Source organism: uncultured Thalassolituus sp. (genome assembly GCF_950066645.1).
Classification (GTDB): domain Bacteria; phylum Pseudomonadota; class Gammaproteobacteria; order Pseudomonadales; family Oceanobacteraceae; genus Thalassolituus.
In genome coordinates, this window is the sequence record NZ_CATMFB010000021.1 from 1 (window position 1) to 22,187 (window position 22,187).

22 protein-coding genes are annotated in these 22,187 nt (G+C 55.1%); 3 read left to right on the top strand and 19 right to left on the bottom strand.

Translation table 11 applies throughout. From position 1 onward, the window contains the following. Nucleotides 1–215, bottom strand: a 215-nt coding sequence (locus Q1L85_RS15535) for a hypothetical protein (protein WP_300433566.1), incomplete at its 3' end; no start/stop codon positions are given. A gap of 373 nt (nt 216–588) precedes the next feature. Here Q1L85_RS15535 and katG point away from each other — a divergent pair. Then, nucleotides 589–2,802: a catalase/peroxidase HPI gene (gene katG / locus Q1L85_RS15540; RefSeq protein WP_300428080.1), complete on the top strand. Its 2,214-nt coding sequence runs from the start codon at nt 589–591 to the stop codon at nt 2,800–2,802. A 51-nt stretch (nt 2,803–2,853) separates the two neighbouring features. On the opposite strand, the gene Q1L85_RS15545 is transcribed toward katG, so the two are convergent. The 18 genes from Q1L85_RS15545 to Q1L85_RS15630 all read right to left on the bottom strand — a co-directional run bounded on the left by Q1L85_RS15545 (nt 2,854) and on the right by Q1L85_RS15630 (nt 19,874). Next, nucleotides 2,854–3,243 (bottom strand): hypothetical protein, encoded by a 390-nt coding sequence (locus Q1L85_RS15545; protein ID WP_300428081.1) that lies wholly within the window; start codon nt 3,241–3,243, stop codon nt 2,854–2,856. 35 nt (nt 3,244–3,278) lie between these two features. After that, nucleotides 3,279–3,755: a Cys-tRNA(Pro) deacylase gene (gene ybaK, locus Q1L85_RS15550; protein WP_300428082.1), complete on the bottom strand. Its 477-nt coding sequence runs from the start codon at nt 3,753–3,755 to the stop codon at nt 3,279–3,281. Beyond that, a complete protein-coding gene (locus Q1L85_RS15555; RefSeq protein WP_300428083.1) occupies nt 3,752–3,985 on the bottom strand; it encodes a DUF1653 domain-containing protein in 234 nt (77 codons plus the stop codon). Before Q1L85_RS15555 ends, ybaK begins: the two co-directional genes overlap by 4 nt. Next, nucleotides 3,982–4,692, bottom strand: a complete 711-nt coding sequence (locus Q1L85_RS15560; protein WP_300428084.1) for an SIMPL domain-containing protein — start codon at nt 4,690–4,692, stop codon at nt 3,982–3,984. Before Q1L85_RS15560 ends, Q1L85_RS15555 begins: the two co-directional genes overlap by 4 nt. A 15-nt stretch (nt 4,693–4,707) precedes the next feature. Continuing rightward, nucleotides 4,708–4,986: a DUF1244 domain-containing protein gene (locus tag Q1L85_RS15565; RefSeq protein WP_300428085.1), complete on the bottom strand. Its 279-nt coding sequence runs from the start codon at nt 4,984–4,986 to the stop codon at nt 4,708–4,710. A 1-nt stretch (nt 4,987) separates the two neighbouring features. After that, nucleotides 4,988–5,935 carry a thiamine-phosphate kinase gene (gene thiL, locus Q1L85_RS15570; protein ID WP_300428086.1) on the bottom strand — a complete coding sequence of 316 codons (948 nt, stop codon included), beginning with the start codon at nt 5,933–5,935 and terminating at the stop codon, nt 4,988–4,990. 3 nt (nt 5,936–5,938) lie between these two features. Further along, complete coding sequence (nusB, locus tag Q1L85_RS15575) at nt 5,939–6,400, bottom strand: transcription antitermination factor NusB (RefSeq protein WP_300428087.1); 462 nt, start codon at nt 6,398–6,400, stop codon at nt 5,939–5,941. Nucleotides 6,401–6,404: 4 nt separating this feature from the next. Further along, nucleotides 6,405–6,881, bottom strand: a complete 477-nt coding sequence (gene ribE, locus Q1L85_RS15580; RefSeq protein ID WP_300428088.1) for a 6,7-dimethyl-8-ribityllumazine synthase — start codon at nt 6,879–6,881, stop codon at nt 6,405–6,407. A 21-nt stretch (nt 6,882–6,902) separates the two neighbouring features. Beyond that, nucleotides 6,903–8,018 (bottom strand): bifunctional 3,4-dihydroxy-2-butanone-4-phosphate synthase/GTP cyclohydrolase II, encoded by a 1,116-nt coding sequence (gene ribBA / locus Q1L85_RS15585; protein ID WP_300433567.1) that lies wholly within the window; start codon nt 8,016–8,018, stop codon nt 6,903–6,905. 13 nt (nt 8,019–8,031) lie between these two features. Continuing rightward, nucleotides 8,032–8,685: a riboflavin synthase gene (locus Q1L85_RS15590; RefSeq protein ID WP_300428090.1), complete on the bottom strand. Its 654-nt coding sequence runs from the start codon at nt 8,683–8,685 to the stop codon at nt 8,032–8,034. Between the two features lies 1 nt (nt 8,686). Beyond that, nucleotides 8,687–9,814 carry a bifunctional diaminohydroxyphosphoribosylaminopyrimidine deaminase/5-amino-6-(5-phosphoribosylamino)uracil reductase RibD gene (gene ribD / locus Q1L85_RS15595; protein WP_300428091.1) on the bottom strand — a complete coding sequence of 376 codons (1,128 nt, stop codon included), beginning with the start codon at nt 9,812–9,814 and terminating at the stop codon, nt 8,687–8,689. Beyond that, nucleotides 9,811–10,278, bottom strand: a complete 468-nt coding sequence (nrdR, locus tag Q1L85_RS15600) for a transcriptional regulator NrdR (protein ID WP_300428092.1) — start codon at nt 10,276–10,278, stop codon at nt 9,811–9,813. Before nrdR ends, ribD begins: the two co-directional genes overlap by 4 nt. A gap of 122 nt (nt 10,279–10,400) precedes the next feature. After that, nucleotides 10,401–11,315: a metal-dependent hydrolase gene (locus Q1L85_RS15605; protein WP_300428093.1), complete on the bottom strand. Its 915-nt coding sequence runs from the start codon at nt 11,313–11,315 to the stop codon at nt 10,401–10,403. 347 nt (nt 11,316–11,662) lie between these two features. Beyond that, nucleotides 11,663–12,556, bottom strand: a complete 894-nt coding sequence (locus Q1L85_RS15610) for a metal-dependent hydrolase (RefSeq protein ID WP_300433568.1) — start codon at nt 12,554–12,556, stop codon at nt 11,663–11,665. Between the two features lie 165 nt (nt 12,557–12,721). After that, a complete protein-coding gene (locus tag Q1L85_RS15615) occupies nt 12,722–13,621 on the bottom strand; it encodes a metal-dependent hydrolase (protein WP_300428254.1) in 900 nt (299 codons plus the stop codon). A gap of 258 nt (nt 13,622–13,879) precedes the next feature. Beyond that, a complete protein-coding gene (locus Q1L85_RS15620) occupies nt 13,880–14,227 on the bottom strand; it encodes a hypothetical protein (RefSeq protein WP_300428255.1) in 348 nt (115 codons plus the stop codon). 132 nt (nt 14,228–14,359) lie between these two features. Next, nucleotides 14,360–15,622, bottom strand: coding sequence for a serine hydroxymethyltransferase (gene glyA / locus Q1L85_RS15625; RefSeq protein WP_300428256.1), 1,263 nt, complete (start codon nt 15,620–15,622; stop codon nt 14,360–14,362). Between the two features lie 88 nt (nt 15,623–15,710). Then, the gene (locus Q1L85_RS15630; RefSeq protein ID WP_300428257.1) at nt 15,711–19,874 is read right to left on the bottom strand and encodes an EAL domain-containing protein; all 4,164 of its coding nucleotides are present in this window, start codon (nt 19,872–19,874) and stop codon (nt 15,711–15,713) included. 168 nt (nt 19,875–20,042) lie between these two features. On the opposite strand from Q1L85_RS15630, the gene ettA reads away from it, so the two are divergent. Both ettA and Q1L85_RS15640 read left to right on the top strand, forming a co-directional pair. After that, nucleotides 20,043–21,704 carry an energy-dependent translational throttle protein EttA gene (gene ettA / locus Q1L85_RS15635; protein WP_300433569.1) on the top strand — a complete coding sequence of 554 codons (1,662 nt, stop codon included), beginning with the start codon at nt 20,043–20,045 and terminating at the stop codon, nt 21,702–21,704. A gap of 111 nt (nt 21,705–21,815) precedes the next feature. Beyond that, entirely contained in the window at nt 21,816–22,175 is a 360-nt protein-coding gene (locus Q1L85_RS15640) for a PilZ domain-containing protein (protein ID WP_300427099.1), read from the top strand. Nucleotides 22,176–22,187: the final 12 nt, after the last annotated feature.

Below are 22,187 nucleotides of genomic sequence, written 5' to 3' on the forward strand. Positions count from 1 at the left end.
TAGCTGACCTCGCTCAGGTCACACGGATACGACATGCGTGCAGAGGCGTAGCCATCATGGTCGAGATTTTCTTCATACGAGCAGATTTCGTGGGTGCCCGGATTCGAGAGATCCTGGCTGTATTCACCGTCACCGGGTTCTCCACCACCAAAACAGCCCTGCAGCAGTGCAGCGAAAGCGACCGGGGCGACCCTTAATACCGTCATAGTCTTCATGATTTTTACCTTTTGTTTTTATTGTTCAGAGGTCAGCCAATAAAGCAGATGCCGACGCCATGTTCACGTGCTTTGCGCTCGCGGTCAGAAAACTGGTCTGTGCTGACGTCTGTTTGGCCGTTAATGGTAAGTCGGGTGTTTGTCAGTGATTTTTCCGGACATGGCAGGGCAGGCGCTCTGGCTTTCTGTGGCGCTCTGCTTATTTCCGCACGCGTAATAGCTCTCCTGTCTGTTTGTGACAAATAAAAAGAATCAATAGCATCTGTAAAAATTCTAAATTAGTCGTTTTTTATGGTCTGGATATAGTTTGTCGTCGGGCCCGCAACGACCTCTCGGTGACGAGGGGATGACAACATTACTCTGAGACACAAACATGAAAAAAATGACAACGTGGAGCAAAGCGGTTTCGCTGGTTGCTCTCTGTGCGGCAGGCCTGGCTCCCATCGCGGGCGCAGCTGAAGTGCGGGATAACGATTACTGGTGGCCCAATCGCCTGAGCCTGGAACCTCTGCGGGATTCCTCGGCGTCGGCCGACCCTATGGGGCAGAATTATCGCTATTCAGACGCCTTTAAATCTCTGGATCTCGACGCTCTGAAGAAGGACCTGGCGGAAACCATGAGAACGTCACAGCCCTGGTGGCCGGCGGATTATGGACACTACGGTCCATTTTTTATCCGCATGTCCTGGCACGCAGCCGGTACCTACCGCTCAATCGACGGACGCGGTGGTGCGGATGGCGGTATGCAACGCTTTGCCCCTCTGAATGCCTGGCCGGATAATGCCAACCTCGATAAAGCCCGCCGACTTTTACAGCCGATTAAACAGAAATACGGAAATGCTCTGTCCTGGTCTGATCTGCTGGTGCTGGCCGGTACCGTGGCGATGGAAGACATGGGTTTCAAAACCATCGGTTTTGCTTTTGGCCGTGCCGATGAATGGGAGCCGGAAGAAGTCAACTGGGGTCCGGAAGGACAGTGGTTGACGGATAATCGTCGTGGCAGCGACGGCAAGCTGAAAGGGCCATTCGGTGCGACCGAAATGGGTCTGATTTATGTCAATCCAGAAGGGCCGCATGGCAACCCTGACCCGCAACTGGCAGCCAACGATATTCGTGAAGCGTTCGGCCGTATGGGGATGAACGATGAAGAAACGGCGGCTCTGGTCGCCGGAGGACATACGTTCGGTAAGGCGCACGGTGCCCGTAAGGTTAACAAATGCATGGGTGTCGATCCTGAAGCGGCAGGCCTGGAAGAACAGGGACTGGGCTGGACGAACAAATGTGGCAAAGGTCATGGTGCAGACACCACGACGTCTGGCCTGGAAGGGGCATGGACGGTGAGTCCTGCTCAGTGGACTCATAATTTTCTGCAGAACCTTTACGCCTTTGAATGGGAACTGACCAGAAGCCCTGCGGGTGCTAAGCAGTGGACACCAAAAGACGGTGCAGGTGCCGGAATGGTTCCGGATGCACACGATCCGTCCAAGCGCCACGCCCCTATGATGCTGACTACCGACCTGGCACTGAAGGTCGATCCTGAGTACCGCAAAATCACAGAAAACTGGCTGAACAACCCAGCAGAGTTTGAAGACGCATACGCCCGCGCCTGGTTCAAACTGACTCATCGCGATATGGGCCCATCTTCGCGCTACCTGGGTGACTGGAAACCAAGCCAGAACTTCATCTGGCAGGACCCTGTTCCAGCGGTTGAAGGTAAGCTGATTTCCGAAAAAGACGCAAAAAAACTGAAGAAAGAAATTCTGTCTTCTGGTCTGAGCGTGTCGCAGTTAGTAACCACGGCCTGGGCCTCCGCGTCGACGTTCCGCGAAACCGATATGCGCGGTGGTGCGAACGGTGCCCGTATCCGTCTGGCTCCGCAAAACGGTTGGGAAGTTAACCAGCCAGCAGAACTGAAAAAGGTTCTGAGCAAGCTGGAAGATATTCAGACGTCGTTCAACAAGTCATCCCGGAAACAGGTTTCTCTGGCGGATGTAATTGTACTGGCGGGTAATGCCGCGATTGAAAAAGCGGCAGCCGATGCGGGCTTCAGGGTTGAAGTACCATTCAGCGCTGGCCGTACCGACGCCACTCAGGCTATGACGGATAAAACGTCGTTCGCCCTTCTGGAGCCGAAAGCGGATGGTTTCCGTAATTACCTGAGCGACAGCTTCCCACGTCCACCGGCGGAAGGCCTGGTTGAGAAAGCCGCGCTGCTGGATCTGACGGTGCCGGAAATGACGGCACTGATTGGAGGCATGCGTGTACTTGGTGCGAATTACGATGGTAGCCAGCACGGCGTGTTTACCGATCGTCCGGGGCAGCTGACGACGGATTTCTTTGTGAATCTGGTGGATATGTCGACGCAATGGCAGAAGTCTGACACTGCCGGTATTTATGAAGGCCGGGATCGCACGACCGGTGCCGTTAAATGGACAGCCACGCCGGTCGATCTGGTGTTTGGCTCTAACTCCGAGCTGCGGGCCGTGGCCGAGTTCTATGCCTCTGACGACAGTCGCGGGAAGTTTGTCGGAGACTTCGTTGCTGCATGGAATAAAGTGATGAACGCCGATCGCTTTGATCTGAACTGATCAGGCGGGAGATAAGGCGCTGAATTCAGCGCCTTATTTTTCTGATCTGGGTCAGAGCTGGTAGACCTTGTTGCAGTAGGCGACCCCTGATATCAGAGGGTATTTCTGGCACACCTTAAGCGTGCAGTAAAACTCATCAGTGCGGGCTTCGCGCGGCAGAATGGTTTCGGGTGACCCCTGATAGCCGCCGGGGCAGACTTCATTGGCACGTTTATGCCAGAACGACGTGAGGTGCTTCAGCGTTTTCTGGCGACTGAAGGTCAGCGCCAGCAGGCTCTCCTGACGGACCTCGATGACGTGGACACCCTTCGAAATCTCTTTATCAATATAACCGTCGGTACGGCTCTCGCCCGCTTCGGCCGGAAAATCCGCAGGCACATACGGCAGAGGGGAGCAGGCGCTCAGAACGACGACGGCAGAGATCAGAAACAGCAGCTTCATGCGAACACTTAACACAGCAGAAAGTAACACAGTGCTTATTGTGCCGTAATTCCTGCAAAAATACCTCTGGTTAATGTCACCAGATCGTCGGGCTTCAGCGCAATTTCCAGGCCTCGCCGGCCGGCGCTGACATGAATGCGGTCGAGTGCTTCTGCACTGTTGTCGACGACCGTCGGCAGAGACTTTTTCTGGCCCAGAGGACTGATACCGCCAAGCACGTAGCCGGTGGTTTTTTCAGCGAGCGCCGGGTCTGCCATGTCAGCCTTTTTGGCGCCCAATGCTTTCGCGATGGCCTTAAGGCTGAGCGAATGACTGACCGGCAGCACGGCGACGGCCAGATTGCTTTTATGGCCAGTCAGCGAGACCAGCAGCGTTTTGAAAACTTCGCTGGTGTTCAGGCCGAGCTTACTTGCCGCTTCTTCTCCATAGCTTTCGCTGGCGGCATCGTGCTGATATTCCAGAACGTCAAAAGTGATCCTGGCCTTCCGGGCTGCGTTGATGGCGGGTGTCACTGATCGGTTGCTCCGATAAAACGGAAGCGGGGCACTTCGCCATCCTGCGTATCTACGGTTTCTTCGAACATTGTGAGCGGCCGCACCCAATGACTCATATCGCCGTAAAGCGTGCGGTAATGTACCAGCCACTCGTCGGTTTCACTGTGCCGGACCAGTCCGAACACTTCATAGTCGTTGCCCTTGTAGTGGCGGTAGCGCCCGGGGCGGATGCCTGGATGTTTGCTCATTTACTGTCTTCTTCAATGCTGAAACGCACCTGAACCTGCTGTTCGATGCTTTGTTTCTGGATCTGCATTTCACTGCCTGAATCGGCGGCTTTGCTGCGCATCATCATCGCTGAGTGCACCATGACTTCCGCTTGCGGAATGTGGCCGCCCTGTTCATGTATGGCCAGTACACCCGTCACTTTCTGACCCAGTGTCGCCGCCATTTCTTCCGCTTTGGCGCGGGCCTGCAGCAGGGCGATACGACGGGCTTTGCTCTTATGCTCTTCGGGTTCGTTAAAGCGCAGTGTGGTGCTGCTGATACGGAAACGCTCATCATCGAACAGCGCTTCCAGCAGTTCGCCATAACGATTCAGTTCCCTCAGGTTCAGGGTCACCGGGCGTATGACTCTGTGCCCGGTCAGTCTGCGTTCCCCTTCTTTGGGGTAACTGTACTGAGGGTAGTTGTTGATCATGATGGATTCGATATCTTCAGATTCGATATCGAGACGGCGGGCGATACGGGTGAGGGTAGCGAAGGCGCTGTCGACACTGTCTTTGGCCGCCGGCAGCTCTTTCTGAGTATCTGAAATATCAATGCCGAGCACCAGATAGTCTGGCCAGGCTTTGAATTCTCCGTACCCCGATACATCGATATACGCGGGTTCTGCGCTGACTGGGAGTACAAAACCAACACAACATACGAGAGTGATCAGTGCTTTCCGTAACATCGGGGCCTCCGGCAGTCAGGATGTTTTATTGAACTGGGCGAGCTGTTCGGGCGTGGCTTCTTTCTGGTAGCGCTCCTTCCATTCGTCGTAGGGCATGCCGTACACGACTTCACGGGCCTGGTCATAACTGATGGACTCGCCCTGATCGCTGGCCGCCGCTGCGTACCACTTCGCCAGGCAATTGCGGCAGAAGCCCGCGAGGTTCATTAACTCAATATTCTGCACGTCTTTGCGACTGTCCAGATGTTCCAGCAGACGACGGAAAGCCGCGGCTTCTATTTCAGTTTGGTTCATATCAGAAATGCTCGTAACCTTGAGTTTGGAAATTCAGGAGCTGTGCTCCATCCCAGACAGACACCTTACCGGATTCTGCTGTCACCCGCCCGACTCTGCGGCACTGAGACAGCGATTCAGCCATTGCCGCCGCCTCAATAGCGGAGGCGTTTTCCGGAGATGCGGTAAACAGAATCTGGTAATCATCGCCGCCAGTGAGACAGTCACTCCAGCGGGGATGTTCCCGTGAAACGGCCGTTGGTATCGAGCAGGCATCAAAACTGAGACCTGTGTCCGATGCGCGGGCGATGTGGCCGGCGTCCTGCAGTAACCCGTCTGAGATATCCATGGCTGCAGACGCCAGAGAAAGTAATTTCTGTCCGAAGCCAAGGTGAACTGACGGGTGGTAGTAGGGTGCCGTGGCCTGGTTGTCCGTCGCGGGAGCGGCCAGCACCGTGGGCAGGATAAGAGCTGCAGCCCCGACCGGCCCGCTCAGCCAGATGTCGTCGCCAGCCTGCGCGCCAGAGCGCTCAAGGCGCTGTCCTTGTGGCAGATAGCCCTGAACGGCTACGGTGATCACCAGCTGGGTTCCGCGCGTCGTATCGCCGCCAAGCAGGGGCAGGCCCAGCTGTGCTGCCGTCCGGCGTAAGCCGTCAGCGAAGTCTCCAAGCCAGCTGGGGTCGTTGTCCGGCAGTGTCAGTGCGAGGTGAAACCCCTGTGGCCGGGCACCCATAGCAGCGAGGTCACTGGCCGCGCAACGCAGTGCCCGGGAGGCAATCAGGTGAGCCGGTGCGGACGCAGGAAAATGAACATCGGCGACCTGAGTATCAATACTTTGTGCCAGGTCATAGGGGAAAGGCGGGCGAATGACAGAGCAGTCATCACCGACGCCTGTAATCAGATCGTCCGCCAGCGGATAACCACTGGCGAAGCAGTCGCGGATCAGATCAAACTCTGATGGCCGCGACATAAGTCAGGCTCTGCCGCCTTTGATCTCAACCATACGCTCACGCTGCGCGAGCTTATCCAGCACACCGTTGACGTATTTGTGGCCGTCGGTAGCGCCGAAGGTTTTCGCCAGTTCAACGGCTTCGTTGATGACTACTTTGTAGGGAACGTCGAGGCGGTGGCTCATTTCGAAGGCGCCAAGGCGGAGAATCGCCAGTTCGACGGGCGTCAGCTCGTCGATATTGCGATCCAGAAACGGTTGAACCTTCTGATCAAGGTCCGCTTTCTCACGCGGTACGCCATGCAGAATGTCGTGGAAATATTCCAGATCGACCGCGCTCATGTCGTTGTCGGTGCGGAACTCGGCCTCGATCTGAGTCAGTGAAGACCCCGCGATCTGCCACTGATACAGCGCCTGAACAGCATAACGTCGTGCTTTACGACGAGCAGCAGGGCTGGCCTTCTGTTGTCCGGAAGCTCGGGACATCGACTTATGCCTCCATCGCTTTCAGCAGCGACACCATTTCAAACGCAGACATAGCGGCTTCCTCGCCTTTGTTACCTGCCTTGGTACCTGAACGTTCGATCGCCTGTTCGATGGTGTCGACAGTCAGGACGCCAAAGGCGACCGGAATATCATACTGCATCATAACGTTTGCCAGGCCTTTGGAGCATTCACCTGCCACAAACTCGAAGTGAGGTGTGCCACCACGGATCACAGCGCCCAGTGCGATGACGGCATCGTAGTTGCCGGAGGCCGCTGCTTTTTTGACTGCCAGTGGAATTTCCACGGCGCCCGGCGCACGGATGATGGTGATCTGCTCTTCACTGACGCCATGGCGCATCAGTGAATCCACGGCGCCTTCCAGCAGGCTTTCAACAACGAACGCATTCCAGCGGCCGACAACGATGGCATAGCGGCCATCGTTAGGAGTGAGGTTGCCCTCAATTACACGGATGTTTTTCATAAACATATCCTGTCACAGAAATTATTCAGAAAATGGCAGATATTCGGTGATTTCCAGGTCAAAGCCGGAGATACCGCTGTATTTCATTTCGGAGCTGAGCAGGCGCATTTTGCCAATATTCAGTTCACGCAGAATCTGAGAGCCAGTACCAATCGTCAGGAAAGCACCGGAGCTGTCTTTGTTCGGGCTGCGCGGTTCACGGGCGCGGCCAAAAAACTGATCGAGCGCTTCATCGGTCGGCTGAAAATGGTCTGATGAAAGTAATACCAGAGCCCCTTTGCCTTCTTCTGCAATACGCTTCAGCGCCTCAGTCGAAGACCAGCTCGGCGAGTCGCACTGGCGCAGGCCGAGTACGTCGCGGATCATATTCTGGGTCTGCACACGGACCATGGTCGGTTCATCTTTTTCGAAGTCACCCATGGTCAGAGCCAGGTGCGTTTCGCCAAGAATCGTGTCGCGGAAAGTGTTCAGCTTGAATTCACCAAACTCGGTATGGACATCATCGGTCGAGACCAGCTCAATGGTTTTTTCGTTGGCAATCCGATAATGAATCAGGTCTGCGATGGTGCCGATTTTAATGCCATGTTTTTTCGCGAACACTTCAAGGTCCGGGCGGCGCGCCATGGTGCCGTCAGCATTCATGACTTCGACAATCGCCGACGAAGGAATCAGCCCAGCCAGACGCGCCAGATCACAACCGGCTTCGGTGTGGCCTGCACGGCTCAGAACGCCACCCGGGCGTGCCCGCAGCGGGAAGATATGCCCTGGCTGTACGATGTCTTCGGGTTTACCCATCGGGTTAACGGCTGCGCGGATGGTGGCTGCGCGGTCTGCGGCGGAAATCCCGGTGGTTACACCTTCTGCTGCTTCGATAGACACCGTAAATGGCGTTGAAAATTTAGCGCCGTTGCCCGTGACCATGGCTGGCAGGCCCAGGTAATCACAGCGTTCGCCGGTCAGTGTCAGACAGATCAGACCGCGTGCTTCGGTCGCCATAAAATTGATTATTTCTGGCGTTACTTTTTCTGCAGCAACAATAATATCGCCTTCGTTTTCCCGGTCTTCGTCATCCATCAGGATGACCATTTTTCCGGCGCGGATATCGGCAATAATTTCTTCAATACTGTTCAGAGACATAAATCTAATCCGGTTATTTCCAGAATCCGTGCCCGGCCAGAAACTCCGGCGTAATCCGGGTTTCCTGAGCGCCTGTTGCACGTCCCAGTAACTGTTCGAGGTAACGCGCAATAACGTCGACCTCAAGGTGAACATGGTCGCCGGGTTGCAGCGACTGCAGCGTCGTCTGCGCGGCGGTATGTGGCACTATGTTCAGCTCAAATCCGTCTGCGGTCAGAGCATTAGTGGTTAGGCTGACGCCATCCACAGTGACTGACCCTTTAGCGGCGATGTAGCGGCGCAGTTCAGCAGGTACGCTGACACTGAAACGCACTGAGCGCGCATCGTTCTGTCGCATAGCAATGACACCTACGCCATCGACATGGCCGCTGACAATATGACCTCCCATACGGGTGGTTGGCAGCATGGCTTTTTCAAGATTCACACGGGTGCCTGCCGCCCAGTTGCCGATACGCGTGTGTGCCAGTGATTCACGGGAAACATCGGCTTCAAAACCATCGGCATGGCATGCGACCACGGTCAGGCAGACGCCGTTGGTGGCGATACTGTCACCCAGTTTCACATCACTGAGGTCGAGCGCACCGGTATTCACCCGGAGACGCAGATCGCCTTGTTTTGTGGACACACTGGCAATGGTGCCTGTTGCTTCGATAATGCCGGTAAACACCTTAACGTCCTTTGCCTGCTTCTGCCTTGACGGGCCTCAGGGTCATACGCAGATCATTGCCTGTCATACGTACGTCCTGCCAGTGCCAGCGCAGTTGTTGATTCATCTGGCTCAGTCCCAATGATAGCAGGGGCCGGGCTTCACTACCGAGGAGTGTCGGAGCACAGAAGATTACCAGTTCATCAACCAGTCCGGCTGCGATAAAGGCGCCCGCAAGATTGGCACCGGTTTCGACCAGTACTTCGTTGCAGCCACGGTTCCCCAGGTGTCGTAACAGCCCCTCGAGGTCCACCTGATCACCCGACTGGGAAGCGTGCCAGTAGTGCGTCTGCCCCATATTCTCTGCCCGCTCTATGGGTTTGATCCGGGGTTGGCGGCCCGCAATCAGAATGTCTCCGGACACATGAAACAGACGGGCGTCGCTACCAATCCGTTCACGGCCATCAATCAATACCCGCAGTGGCTGGCGCTGGAGAGTCTCGGGAATGTCGAGACCAGCTTCGCGGAAACGGACATTCATTGACGGGTCGTCCAGCATGACGCTGTTTGCTCCGGTAATCACGGCGCAGCTGCGCGCTCTCATCCGCTGCACATCGCGGCGTGCTTCCGGGCCGGTAATCCACTGGCTTTCACCGGATGCCATGGCCGTACGGCCATCGATACTCATTGCCAGTTTAAGGCGCACCAGTGGACGACCGCGTGACATCCGCAGCATAAACCCTTCATTGAGTGCCCATGCCTGATCGCGCAGGCAGCCACTGGTAACGTCAATACCTGCATCTCTGAGTAACGCAAAGCCCTGGCCTGCCACCTGGGGGTTAGCGTCTTCAACGGCACCGACGACACGTTTTACACCCGCCGCGATCAGGGCTCCGGCGCAGGGTGGGGTGCGTCCGTGATGGCTGCAGGGCTCGAGGGTGACGTATGCGGTCGCGCCCCGGGCTTTGTCTCCCGCCATACGCAGTGCGTGTACTTCCGCGTGGGGGCCGCCGGCCTGCTGATGCCAGCCTTCGCCGACGATTTCTCCGTCGCGCACAATGACACAGCCGACTCTGGGATTGGGGCTGGTGGTGCAAAGGCCTTTTTCTGCCAGCTGCAGGGCGCGGGCCATCCAGACTTCATCTGTCATGATGCGTCCTCTGCAGGGGTGGAGATTTTTTCGATTTCTGCGCGGAATTCGTCCAGGTCTTTAAAACTGCGGTACACAGAAGCAAAACGGACGTATGCGACCTGATCGAGCTGGCGCAGCTCAGTCATCACCCATTCGCCAACGTTGCGGCTCTGAACTTCGCGTTCGCCGGTGGCACGTAACTTCTGCTTGATGTGGGTAATCGCCGCTTCAATGGCCTCGACGCTGACCGGACGTTTTTCCAGCGCGCGCTGAATACCAGAACGGAGTTTATCTTCATTGAAGGGTTCACGGGTGCCGTCCTGCTTGATGACGCGGGGCATCACCAGTTCGGCGGTCTCAAAGGTGGTGAAACGTTCACCACACTGAATGCATTCTCTGCGGCGACGGATCTGTTCACCATCGGCAACCAGACGCGAATCTATGACTTTTGTGTCGGGATGTGCGCAGAAAGGGCAATGCATATTAAAGAGCGTTCCATTTTGGAATATGGGCCATCGGGCTGGCGCAATGGTACTCAGGATGCCTTTCTCAGGCAACAAAAAAGGGCCGCCGAAGCGACCCAAGCAGTGCGAACTGTTGTCCCTTACGCAGCGTTAACGTGTGCGCGGGATGGATTCTTGATCTGGTCAGCCAGCATGCCACCTTCGGTGAGCATTTTTTCGCGCCAGTCGTCCAGCAGCTGAACTGTGTCGTGGTCGTTCGGGTGGAAGCCCGGACGGAAGTAGTCCATATACTTAAAGAACAGCTGAGGGAACAGGCCTTTCCAGCCCCACAGGAACCAGAAACCTTTCAGGTTATCTTTCAGCTTGAACAGGCTGCCGTCAGCCCACATCAGGCGGATATGGCCCTGACCAACGATCGCAAAGAAGAAGATCGTCGACAGAATCATTGAGAATACGCGGGTGAAGTAACCACCACCGATCGTTTCGTATACATCATACGCCACGATTTTGTGCTCGTTTTCTTCGAGAGCGTGCCACATCCACAGCTTCAGGGCTTCTGGGTCCTGAATGTTTTCCTGGTGGCGCTCATCACGCAGCAGCTGCTCGGCCAGGATGGCAGTGTAGTGCTCCAGAGCAACAGTGATACCCAGCTGCAGCTTCTTCGGCAGAACCTTACGGCCGATTTTGAACAGCCAGCCCAGCTCTTTATCCAGAGTGTTTGCAGGCAGACCGTGCTTTTCAGCCAGGTCGTTGAATGCCGCGTGCTCTTTAGAGTGCATCGCTTCCTGACCGATGAAGCCGGATACCTGGTCTTTCAGAAGCTGGTCTTTGATTTCGTGACGGTAGTTCTTCACGGAATCAACGAAGAAGGTCTCACCTTCCGGGAACAGAGAAGACAGCGTGGTCCAGAACGTTGTCAGGAACGAGTTATCTGCGTACCAGTAACGTTTGGTGTCTTCAGCAAATTCGAAATCCATGCGACGAGGTGGAATGCCTGCGCGTTCACCTGCGGTCATGCGTACTTTGCCGTTGTTGGCGGTTGCTGTAGTAGTCATACGAGTTACCTGCCGGTTTGTTCTGTTGTTATGTTTGAGTCTATTAAACGTATCTGCGTTTGCCAGTTGAAGGTAGCTGTCTGCCAATTTTTTCAGCTGTCAGAGGTGAGTTTCCGACATAAAAAGGGTGTGAATGGCGGAAATCCGCTTGTAGGACAGTCTTACACCTGTCTGATATCGTGAAAATCGGTGATTTTCGCTCAAATTCGTCGATTCAGGCTGGGGTTTTGTTTTGCCAGAGGGGTGTTTCAACGCCAGAGCAGGGTCTGAATAAGTGCCATAAGCAGAAAAAAATGACACGAAAATGACAGAAGGCAGCGTGTCGCTGCCTTCTGATGTCAGGGGTTTCAGCGGTTGGCAGACGGATTTTTGATCTGTCCGGCCAGTATGCCGCCTTCTTTCAGCATGATTTCCCGCCAGTCTTCCAGTAGTTGCACGGTATCGTGGTCGGTGGGGTGAAACCCGGGCCGGTAGAAATCAAAGTACTGACGACCAAGGCGGGGGAACAAACCTCTCCAGCCCCACAGGAACTTCAGCCCTTTCCAGTTTTCCTTCCATTTGAACAGGCTTCCGTCAGCGTACATCAGTCTCATATGTCCGGTGAGTACGACCAGTCCGAATACGATAGTGCCGAAAGCCATTGACCCGACGCGGGTCAGATACCCTCCGCCAATGGTGTTGTAGACATCGTAGGCAACGGTTTTATGCTCACTTTCTTCCAGCGCGTGCCACATCCACAGCTTGTATGCTTCGTCGTCGCGGAACATCTCCCGATGAAATTTCTCGCGCAGTAACTGCTCCGCAAGAATGGCGGTGTAGTGCTCCAGAGCAACCGTCAGCGCCAGCTGCATTTTCTTCGGCATGTATTTCCGGAACAGCCTGAACAGTACCCCCAGCTCTTTATCGAGCGTGTTGGCCGGCAGACCATGTTTCTCTGCCATGGCGTTAAAGGTTTCGTGTTCTTTGCTGTGCATGGCTTCCTGACCGATAAAGCCTGACACCTGATCTTTGAGGTGCTGATCCTGAATCTTGTGACGGTAGTTTTTTACCGAATCGACAAAGAAGGTTTCGCCTTCCGGGAACAGCGCAGACATCGTCGCCCAGAAGGTGGTCAGAAAGGCGTTGTCGCCATACCAGTAGCGTGTTGTTTCATCAGCAAATTCGAAATCCATGCGGCGCGGCGGAATACCTGCGCGCTCGCCTGCGGTGATCCGGGGTGCTTTCTGAGTAGCGGTTGTCATAGAAAACCCTGCCTTACTTATTGTTAGTGTCGGGCCGCTGTGACCCGGGGACACTATCAAGTTAAGGGATTCTCCGATGCTTCAGAATTTCCGGATTGTGCAACAATCAGTCATTTTCGCTCAACTCAGTGTATGGCCGGAGGATTTCCGGCCATTCTGAGGCGCTTATGCCTGACGCGCTTTGCTGTAGGTCTGCTCAGACAACAGGCCGCCGTCTTCCAGCATGCGCTGACGCCAGTCCTCAAGCAGTTGCACGGTATCGTGGTCATTCGGGTGGAATCCCGGACGATAGAAGTCCATGTACTTAAAGAATAGCTGCGGAAACAGCCCCTTCCAGCCGATCAGCTTCCACAGGCCTTTGGCGTTGTCTTTGAGACTGAACAGAGTACCGTTCGCCCAGAGCATCCGCAGGTGCCCCTGACCCACGAAGAGGACGAAACCAATGGTGGCTACTATCATGGCAAATACGCGGGTGAAGTAGCCCCCACCAATCAGTTCGTACACATCGTAGGCGACGGTTTTGTGTTCGTTTTCTTCCAGCGCGTGCCACATCCACAGTTTCAGGGCTTCACGGTCCTGGATGTTGCTCTGGTGCTCTTTGTCGCGCAGCAGCTGCTCTGCAAGAATGGCGGTGTAGTGTTCGAGCGCCACGGTGATGGCCAGTTGCAACTTCTTCGGGAAGAGCTTTTTCGCCAGCCCGAGCAGGCTCCAGAGTTCTTTGTCGATACGGGCTGAAGGCAGGCCGTGCTTCTCGGCCATATCGTTAAACGCCTGGTGCTCTTTGGTGTGCATTGCTTCCTGGCCAATAAACCCCGAAATCTGATCTTTCAGGTGCTGATCAGTTACGCGGTCGCGGTAGTTCTTTACTGAGTCGATAAAGAAAGTTTCCCCTGCAGGGAAGAGTGCAGAGAGAGTAGTCCAGAACGTCGTCAGGAAGGCATTGTCGGCATACCAGTAGCGCTTGGTGTCGTCAGCAAACTGAAAATCCATCCGGCGTGGCGGAATACCTGCACGCTCACCGGCGGTCATGCGCACATTTGCATTCGGAGTCACTGTTTCAGTCATGTCGATTATCCTGTCATCGTGGGTGGTGAATATTGATGACACCATTAAACGGCGCCCCGGACACCGGAGTAAGGGGACGAACGGACATTCGTGATTGCGGGCAGAGGGTGATTAACGGCAGGCCGGCGGGTGAGTGGCGGACAAGGCCGCAGTCTGAGCGGTGAAATTCCTGCAAAAGATGACGCGGATCATGAAAAGCCCTGCCGATTATAAGGTTTTATTCTGCCAGCAGGGATCATAACGATGACTGCGATATCGTCAGGAACAGAGGCTTTCAGGCTCCATTGCGGCTTCATTCAACTGCTTGAGCACCTTTTTGAGTGGCTGCCCATGCTCGTTGAAATCCTGAATCATGGCCCAGCGTGGGAACACACTGAAACCGAAGCCCTGATTGATGTCGTTGTAGTAAATGCAGTGGCGGCCGCAGACAGCAACCACCCAGAAGCCACAACCTTCATCTCCCCAGGGATGTTGCTGCCAGAGCTCGGGCGAGGGCAGGCGGATAACGTCCCAGAGTGCTGTCTGGCTGTCATCCAGTTGTTGACGTTCATGGACGAGCAGGCTGACAAGCTGCGGGTAGGATACGGGTTTCCAATGTTTATTCATGGTACTTCCCCTTTAAACGTGGTCGGAGAAGTCTATTGCAGGTGTGTGACAGGGCAATGACAAGTGTCACGCTTTGTCAGGCGGGTATAAAAAAACCCGGCCATGGCCGGGTTTCTTCAGGGACGTTGCCGATTACTTGTAAACAGGGAACTGTTCACACAGAGCAACGACTTTGGCTTTCACTTCTGCTTCTACTGCGTCAGAGTTGCCGCTTTCCAGACCGTCCAGAACGTCACAGATCCAGCCTGCCAGTTCAGTTGCCTGAGCTTCTTTGAAACCACGGCTGGTGATCGCAGGGCTACCGATACGCAGACCAGAGGTCACGAACGGAGAACGTGGGTCGTTTGGTACCGAGTTTTTGTTCACTGTGATGTTAGCGCGGCCCAGGGCAGCGTCAGCATCTTTACCTGTGTACTCTTTACCGATCAGGTCTACCAGGAACAGGTGATCGTCGGTACCGCCGGAAACGACGTTGATGCCACGGCTGATGAAGGTTTCAGCCATTGCCTGTGCGTTTTTAACCACCTGAGCCTGATACGCTTTGTATTCGTCAGACATGGCTTCTTTGAAGCACACGGCTTTTGCCGCGATCACGTGCATCAGTGGGCCGCCCTGAGATTCAGGGAAAACAGCGAAGTTCAGCTTCTTGTTCAGCTCTTCATCTTCTTTCGCCAGAATCAGACCGCCACGTGGGCCACGCAGAGTTTTGTGGGTGGTGGTGGTGACAACGTCAGCGATGCCGATAGGTGATGGGTATACACCAGCAGCGATCAGGCCAGCTACGTGTGCCATATCAACAAACAGGTATGCGCCAACTTCGTCTGCGATGGTGCGGAAACGCTGCCAGTCAACAACACGGGAGTACGCAGAGAAACCTGCAACGATCATCTTAGGCTTGTGTTCACGTGCCAGGCGCTCAACTTCTTCGTAGTCGATTTCGCCGGTTTCTGGGTTCAGACCGTACTGAACAGCGTTGTAAACGCGGCCAGAGAAAGATACTGCGGCACCGTGAGTCAGGTGACCACCGTGTGCCAGGCTCATGCCCAGAATGGTGTCGCCAGGCTGACAAAGTGCGAAGTAAACCGCGGCATTTGCCTGTGAGCCTGAGTGTGACTGTACGTTTGCGTAACCGGCGCCAAACAGTTCTTTAGCGCGGTCGATCGCCAGTTGCTCGATCACGTCAACGTGTTCGCAACCACCGTAGTAACGCTTGCCAGGGTAGCCTTCGGCGTACTTGTTGGTCAGCTGAGAGCCCTGAGCTTCCATGACACGTGGGCTGGTGTAGTTTTCAGAGGCGATCAGCTCAATATGATGCTCCTGACGGGCATCTTCAGCTTTCATCGCAGACCAGAGTTCCGGGTCAAAATCCGCTATGTTCATGTCACGGCTAAACATCAGGCGTTCCTCTCAAGGACTTGTAAAATCAGAAAGGCGAGCATTCTACCTTAAAGTACAGCGTCTGGCACTTGAGAAGGACTCAATTTCATATGACAGATTTGATTAGTCCGATGAAATCGCTTTCCGCCACCGGGCGGCTGAAATAGAAGCCCTGAACTTCTTCACAACTGGCGGCCTGCAGGAAGGCAAGCTGATCGGCCGTTTCGACGCCTTCTGCGATGATGCCCATGCCCAGGTTGTGCCCCATGGCAATAATGGTGCGCGAGATCTGAGCATCGTCGGCATTTTCAGGCAGGTTCTGAATGAAACTGCGGTCGATTTTCAGTGTGTCGACCGGGAACTGCTTCAGATAATTCAGTGAGGAGTAGCCCGTACCGAAATCGTCGATGGCTGTCCGTACGCCCATCGTGCGGAGCCCCTGCAGGACCTCCATGGCACTTTCAACGTCTTCCATCAGGATGCTTTCAGTTAACTCGAGCTCTAACTGCTCCGGGCGGATGCCGGTGCGGAAAATGATGTCTTTCACCACACTCAGGAAGTCATCGTTGCGGAACTGCCGGGCCGATACGTTCACTGCGATACGTTGCAGGGCGATGCCCTGTTCCCGCCATTCCATAAATTTACGGCAGGCTTCTTCCAGCACCCATTGGCCGATCGGCACGATCAGACCGGTATCTTCAATGATGGGAACAAACAGGCCCGGTGACAGCATGCCGCGGGTGGGGTGATTCCAGCGCAGCAGTGCTTCTGCTCCGACCATTCCGCCCGAAGACGCCTGATACTGAGGCTGGAAAAAGAGTTCCATTTCATCGCGAGCCAGGGCATGGCGCAGGTCGTTTTCCAGCTCCAGCAGTTGCACCGCCTTGCGGTTCATTGACGAGGTAAAGAACTGCAGGTTGTCGCGGCCCATATCCTTCGCGTGGTACATCGCCATGTCGGCATTTTTCAGCAGCTCGGTAACACTGCCGCCATCGTTCGGGAAAATCGCGATACCGATGGACGCACTGATAAAGACTTCACGCTGGTTCAGGCTGAAGGGCTGGTGCAGCGCTTCGAGAATCCGTTCTGCGATAATGACCGAAGTGTCTTCCGCCGCTTTGTGGCTGAGCTGATCAGCGATCGCAATGGTAAATTCGTCTCCGCCCATGCGGCAGACCAGATCGCGCTGTTTAACACAGTTACGCAGGCGGCCTGCCACCTGTTGCAGCACGTCATCGCCTGCCGGGTGTCCCATGGAGTCGTTGATGGGCTTAAAACGGTCGAGGTCAATAAATAACAGGGCGACCCAGCGACCATGATCGCGGGCGCGTTCCAGCATGCGTTCCAGTGTTTCGTGCATCTGGCTGCGGTTGGGCAGATTGGTCAGCGGGTCGTAGTAAGCGAGTTTGTGGATGCGTTCTTCAGTGGCTTTACGCTCAGTGATGTCCGACATAATGATGATCAGACTCTGAACTTCCTGATTCTGATCACGGATGGCGCTGACGCCAGCCCACCCGGTGCGCAGATCGCCGTTTTTACGGCGGTAAGAAATTTCGCCCTGCCAGTAGCCATCCAGCACCAGGGTTTCGCCGACGTATTCGAAGAAATCGTTTTCCAGCTGTTCTGATGAGATCAGGATGTCCGGCGTTTTGCCAATAACATCGTTATGTTCGTAGCCTGTGATGTGAGTAAAGGCCCGGTTGGTATTTGCGATATGCAGTTGCTGATCGGTGATCAGAATGGCTTCGTTGCTGCTTTCGAATACCTCAGCAGCCAGCTGCAGTTCTTTTTCGATCCCACGTGATTCGGTCACGTCGCGACAGATCCCCAGCATGCCCTGGAGTTCGCCGTGGTCATTCCACAGCAGGGAGGCCTGCAGTTCCAGCAGGACGTCGGCGCCAGCACGCGAGCGTGCCATCATATCCTGGCGGATCACTGAGCTGCGCCGGCGTGCGCTTTCCGGGCTGCGTAAAGCCAGCTGAATGTGCGTCTGCATGCTGCGGAAGAGTTTGCGCAGCTCGGTCTGACCAAACACAACCGCGATGCCTTCACGGATCAGCTCGTCGGGCTGATAACCAAGAATGCGGGCAACAGAGGTACTGACGAAGTTGAAGTTCAGCTCGGCATCGGTCGCCCAGATGATGTCGCTGATATTCTCGGCGAGCAGACGGTAACGGCGTTCACTCTCAACGATCTGTTCCTGCTTCTCGATGTCTTCGGTGACATCCCGGGCGGTTCCTATGTAGCGTTTTACTTTGCCTTTTTCGTCAAAGACGAACGGGGTATCACGGAAACGCAGAATCCGGATGCTGCCATCGACGTGGCGGAAGCGGGCGGAAGCCTCAATCGTGCTGCCCGCCTTGGCGTTGCGGATGTTTTCCAGACCGCGGCGGCACTTTCCGAGGTCCTGATCAATGACGTAGTCGAGCCAGGGTTTACCCACATTTTCGGGCGAGTCTTCATAACCAAGCAAGGTACAGATATGACGGTTAAAGAAGATGGATTTCTGGTGCATGTTCTCGTCGAGGTCAAGCACATAGATCACATCCGGCATCGCGTTCATAACGTGATTCCAGAAGGCTTCGCGCTCTACGATCTGTTGTGTCGCATGCTTACGTTCAGTGACATCAAGCATGGTCATCAGCACCTGACGACTCGAGCCTGAGCGGAAACTGATATTCATCCAGATATCGCGCATTTCGCCGCTGCGGTTGGGCAGGCGGATTTCACATTCGTTGCTGTTGAGTTGCAGTTCACAGGCGGTCTGGAGTGCATCCAGGAAGGGCTGTAATGCTTTGCTGTGTTTTCCGTAGTGCGCCAGCATGGCTTCTGTCGAGGCGAAGTCGGCCAGGTGCAGTGTGGCGTCGTTGACGCTGATCAGGCGCAGGGATTCCATGCTGCCATCAAAGGACGAGAGATCCAGCATGCAGTGAGCGATGCCTGCTTCTTCGAACAGTGCTTTGTAGCGGGAGCGGCTCTCGTCCAGAGCAGCGTTGGCTTTCAGGGTGGCGGAAATATCGCGCAGCAGCCATACATGGCCGTTCACCCGGTGGTTGTCATAGAGCACATGCACATTCTGTTCGAGAATCCGGTCTTCAGCCGCAGTGCTCAGGCGCAGCAGACGTTCGGCGGGCGCCGGGTTTTCCAGCGAGCGGGTATCCATGCCCCGGTTCCAGAGTGCCTGATGATCTGGCCAGAGTTTGCAGAGCGACTCGCCCAGAACGCTTTCCGGATCACGGCGGCCGAGCAGAGTCAGTGCCTTCGGATTCACATAGGTGACCAGCCCCATTGCGTCTGTTGAAATCAGCGCTTCATCAATCGATCTCAGGACCCGGTCGGCACGCCGTTGGGTGTCGATGCGTTCCTGATTAAGTTTTTCGACCGCAACATCCTGATGACGCAGGAAGCGGTAGAGGGCGAGCAACATCAGTCCGAAGACCAGAAGGAATATGGCCGGGCTCTGAACGGCACTGATTAACTGATCGCGGTGGTAGTTTTTCAGCGGAACAGCAACGACGTCCCAGAAGGAGTCATTTATGCTGGCGCGGTAAATCACGGCCTGTTTTTCATCAGTTTGCAGCTGAGGTTGTTTGCCGCTGTCGGCGTAATACTGCTCCCGGATAAAGACCCGGTCGTCGCGGCGGTCAATCAGGATCATTTCGAAGCCAGGGAAATTACCCCGGTAGATGATGTCTGAAAGGTGACTGTAGGCGCGACGGGTGACCAGAATGTAATGCCCTGTTGGCGTCGAGAAGCGGGTGCCAACGTAATAGCCACCCTGATGGCCATAACGAAGTGAGAATACCGACCGGTCCAGGCCCGATGACACCAGATTGTCGCTGATGTCGGTCAGTTCGCGGTCGCTCAGCTGTGGGCCAAATGACCGTATAAAGTCGCCATCGCTGGTGTATACGAAGAAACCCGTGGCGTTAAAAATTGCGGTGCTGACGTGCTCCCAGAGCCTTTCTTCATCGACCTGACGCGGTGTTTCGGCATAGCGCACCAGCAGGTCACCGTAGCTGCGGGTGAACATCTGATTGGCGTGCAGCCCAGCGCGAACGATAAGGCCAGCCTGCATCGAATAGGTCTCGAGGGTGCGGTGGACCTCGTTGTTGTACACCACCCGGTTATCCTGCCAGGCCTGCCAGCTGTTGAAACCAAGCACAACCGCCAGAAACAGAAAGCTGAGAACGAAGAGTGCCAGATTGGCTTTGCCGGGGGATAACGGTCGACTTCCGCTATCGGCTGTAACTCCTTGTTGAGGGAGCATACGGATCCTGATAATGATGATTCGGGTTAAATGACAGACCTAACTTTAGACACTCCCTGCCGGACACACAATAAAACGGCTCATTTTCACCTGTACGGATCGTCGCCCGGTTGCCTTTAGGCCGGGTTTTCAGTAGCGTTGCGCGCAATCAGAACAGAGGGTACAGCGATGGCACAGTACGTATTTACCATGAACCGGTTGGGCAAAATTGTCCCGCCTAAGCGTCAGATTCTCCGGGATATTTCCCTGTCGTTCTTCCCGGGAGCGAAAATCGGGGTTCTGGGCCTCAATGGCTCAGGTAAGTCGACTCTGCTGAAAATCATGGCAGGGCTCGATACCGACATTATTGGTGAGGCCCGCCCTCAGCCTGATCTGAATATTGGCTACCTGCCACAGGAACCAGAGCTGGACCCGGCGAAAGACGTTCGTGGCAACGTTGAAGATGGTCTGAGCGAGCTGATGAACGCGAAGGCAGAGCTGGATCAGGTGTATGCGGCTTATGCCGAACCCGATGCCGATTTCGACGCGCTGGCTAAGAAGCAGGGGCGTCTTGAGGCCATTATCGAAGCCACGGGCGGGCACGATATTGACCGCCAGATGGAAATTGCAGCGGATGCGCTGCGTCTGCCACCCTGGGATGCGGATGTGACTAAGCTCTCCGGTGGTGAGCGTCGTCGTGTTGCTCTGTGTCGTCTGTTGATGTCTAAGCCTGACATGCTGCTGCTCGATGAGCCGACTAACCATCTGGATGCAGAATCTGTGGGTTGGCTGGAGAAATTCCTGGAAGACTATCCGGGTACCGTGGTGGCGATTACCCACGACCGTTACTTCCTCGACAACTGTGCTGAGTGGATTCTGGAACTGGACCGTGGTCACGGCATTCCATATCAGGGCAACTACACGACCTGGCTCGAAGCAAAAGAGAAGCGCTTAGAGCAGGAGAAGAAACAGGAAGAGGCTCACTCGAAAGCCATCAAGCACGAGCTGGAGTGGGTCCGTCAGGGCGCGAAAGGCCGTCAGGCCAAGAGCAAGGCACGTCTTGCCCGCTTTGAAGAGATGAACTCGCGTGAATTCCAGACGCGTAATGAAACCAATGAAATCTATATTCCACCGGGCCCACGTCTGGGCGATAAGGTCATTGAGTTCCATAACGTGACCAAGTCGTTCGGTGATCGGGTACTGATTGATGACCTGAGTTTCACTGTGCCTGCGGGCGCAATTGTCGGCATCGTCGGCGGAAATGGTGCGGGTAAATCGACCCTGTTCCGGATGATTGCTGGCACTGAGCAGCCGGATAGCGGTGAGGTGGTGACCGGCGAGACCGTGAAACTGGCGTTTGTTGAACAGCTGCGTGATGAGCTGGATGACACGAAAACGGTCTGGGAAGCTGTCTCTGACGGGCTGGACATGCTGAATATTAATGGCAAAGAATATCCAAGCCGCGCGTACATCGGTCGTTTCAACTTCAAAGGTGGTGATCAGCAGAAGCGTGTAGGTGACCTCTCTGGTGGTGAGCGTGGTCGTCTGCAGTTGGCTTACACCCTCAAGCAGGGGGCGAATGTGTTGCTGCTGGACGAACCGTCCAACGATCTGGACGTCGAGACTCTCCGGGCTCTGGAAGAAGCGATTGATGCTTTCCCGGGTACTGTGATGGTGGTGTCGCACGACCGCTGGTTCCTCGACCGGATTGCGACTCACATTCTGGCGTACGAGGGTGATTCTAAAGTGACCTTCTTCAGTGGCAACTACACGGAATATGAAGAAGACCGCAAGAAGCGCCTCGGCAGTGATGCTCAGCCAAAGCGGATGAAGTACAAGCGTCTCGCCTGATATCCCCGAAATCCGCCAGTCAATCAATGAAAATAACATTGATTCGCACTGGCGGACTTGCGCTCTGCTGAGAACCAGCTAAACCTTTTGTATCGAATACGGGAAATAGCTATGGAACAACGGCAAGCCAAACGGGTTCATCTGTTTCAACGCGTGCAGGTCGATGACGGTACCAACGTACTGGAGACCTTCTGCCTTGATATCAGCATGCGCGGTATCCTGCTTGTGCTCCCTGAGCGCGTTAACTGGCACCTTGAGCAGGCTCTGAAAATAACACTGACGACTGAAGCAGGAGAGGTTCTGATGATGAACTGCTCACTGGTTCATGTCGATGACGATGTGGTCGGTTGCGCCTGTGACTCCATGGATCTTGAAAGCCAGCAGGTGTTGCGCGGCATTCTTGAGACCAGTCTGGAGGTTCCGTCGCAGATCAACCGCGAACTGTCAGAGCTGATTTCTTCCTCAGACTGACAGACCGATTCA